The sequence below is a fragment of the Caldanaerobius fijiensis DSM 17918 genome (assembly GCF_900129075.1).
Taxonomy (GTDB): Bacteria; Bacillota; Thermoanaerobacteria; order Thermoanaerobacterales; family Caldanaerobiaceae; genus Caldanaerobius; species Caldanaerobius fijiensis.
This window is the reverse complement of record NZ_FQVH01000084.1, coordinates 1-1,312: the sequence shown is the minus strand read 5'-3', so window position 1 is coordinate 1,312 and position 1,312 is coordinate 1. Positions and strand designations below refer to the sequence as shown.

Here is a 1,312-nt window from a genome sequence, read left to right as displayed (position 1 = left end):
AGGTCAAGGCCTCGACCTATTAGTACTTACCAGCTTAAAGCATTTCTGCTCTTACACCTTAAGCCTATCTACCTCGTCTTCTTCGAGGGGTCTTACTACCTTTACGGTATGGGAAATCTTATCTTGAGGCGTGCTTCACGCTTAGATGCTTTCAGCGTTTATCACTCCCGGACTTGGCTTCCCAGCCGTGCAGTTGGCACTGCAACTGGTTCACCATCGGTCCGTCCTTTCCGGTCCTCTCGTACTAGGAAAGGCTCCTCTCAAATTTCCTGCGCCCGCGACGGATAGGGACCGAACTGTCTCACGACGTTCTGAACCCAGCTCGCGTACCGCTTTAATGGGCGAACAGCCCAACCCTTGGGACCTACTTCAGCCCCAGGATGCGATGAGCCGACATCGAGGTGCCAAACCTCCCCGTCGATGTGGACTCTTGGGGGAGATCAGCCTGTTATCCCCGGGGTAGCTTTTATCCGTTGCGCGATGGCTATTCCACTCTATACCACCGGATCACTAAGCCCTACTTTCGTACCTGCTCGTCTCGTCTGACTCGCAGTTAAGCTACCTTCTGCCTTTGCACTCTTCGCGCGATTCCTATCCGCGCTGAGGTAACCTTTGGGCGCCTCCGTTACCCTTTAGGAGGCGACCGCCCCAGTCAAACTGCCCAACTGCCAGTGTCCCATAGCCGGCTCCACGGCCTACGGTTAGAACCTCAATATATACAGAGTGGTATCCCACCGGCGACTCCGGTAATGCTGGCGCACTACCTTCTCTGTCTCCCACCTATCCTGTACAGTATATATCGAAGTCCAGTGACAGCCTACAGTAAAGCTCCACGGGGTCTTTCTGTCCTGTCGCGGGTAATGAGCATCTTCACTCATACTACAATTTCACCGGGCCCCTTGTTGAGACAGCGCCCAAGTCGTTACGCCTTTCGTGCAGGTCGGAACTTACCCGACAAGGAATTTCGCTACCTTAGGACCGTTATAGTTACGGCCGCCGTTTACTGGGGCTTAAGTTCGGAGCTTTCACCCCTCCCCTTAACCTTCCAGCACCGGGCAGGCGTCAGCACCTATACTTCGTCTTCCGACTTCGCAGATACCTGTGTTTTTGGTAAACAGTCGCTTGGGCCTCTTCTCTGCGGCCTTTCGGCACTCCTTCTCCCGAAGTTACGGAGTCTTTTTGCCGAGTTCCTTAACAAGGGTTCTCCCGCTCGTCTGTGGATTCTCTCCTCGCCTACCTGTGTCGGTTTGCGGTACGGGCACCTCGTCCAATTTAGCGGCTTTTCTCGGCGGCTCCTTCCTCTGCTTCGCCT

Annotated in this window: 1 rRNA gene; it reads right to left on the bottom strand. The window is 54.6% G+C overall.

What is annotated here, in order from left to right:
- A 23S ribosomal RNA gene (locus BUB87_RS13930) occupies positions 1 to 1,312 on the bottom strand; the annotation flags it as partial.